1 protein-coding gene is annotated in these 643 nt (G+C 61.6%); it reads left to right on the top strand.

The window, feature by feature from the left end:
* Positions 1-643, top strand: a 643-nt coding sequence (locus tag I0C86_RS00015; RefSeq protein WP_255527566.1) for a non-reducing end alpha-L-arabinofuranosidase family hydrolase, incomplete at both ends; no start/stop codon positions are given.

Below are 643 nucleotides of genomic sequence, written 5' to 3'. Positions count from 1 at the left end.
TGAAGGACTTCACCTACGCGCCGTACAACGGTCGGCATCTGGTGTACGCCACGACGCACGACAACGGAACGTCCTGGGGTTCGATGAACTTCAGCCTGTTCTCGAACTGGTCGGAGATGGGTTCGGCGAGTCAGAACGCGATGTCGTCGGGTACGGTCGCGCCGTCGTTGTTCTACTTCGCGCCGAGGAACATCTGGGTGCTTGCCTATCAGTGGGGCGGTCCGGCGTTCTCCTACCGGACGTCGAGCGACCCGACGAACCCCAACGGCTGGTCGTCGCCGCAGACGCTGTTCTCCGGCAGCATCTCCGGTTCCGGTACGGGTCCGATCGACCAGGCGGTGATCGGTGACAGTTCGAACATGTACCTGTTCTTCGCCGGGGACAACGGCAAGATCTACCGGGCGAGCATGCCGATCGGGAACTTCCCGGGCAGTTTCGGCTCCACCTCGACGGTGATCATGAGTGACACCACGAACAACCTGTTCGAGGCGGTTCAGGTCTACAAGATCCAGGGTCAGAACCAGTACCTGATGATCGTCGAGGCGATCGGTTCGCAGGGTCGTTACTTCCGGTCGTTCACGTCCTCGAGTCTGGGTGGTTCGTGGACGCCGCAGGCGACGAGCGAGAGCAATCCGTTCGCGGG

It is taken from the genome of Plantactinospora alkalitolerans (genome assembly GCF_015690345.1).
Taxonomy (GTDB): domain Bacteria; phylum Actinomycetota; class Actinomycetes; order Mycobacteriales; family Micromonosporaceae; genus Plantactinospora; species Plantactinospora alkalitolerans.
The sequence above is the reverse complement of the archived record's forward strand: the minus strand, read 5'-3'. Positions and strand labels throughout refer to the sequence as shown.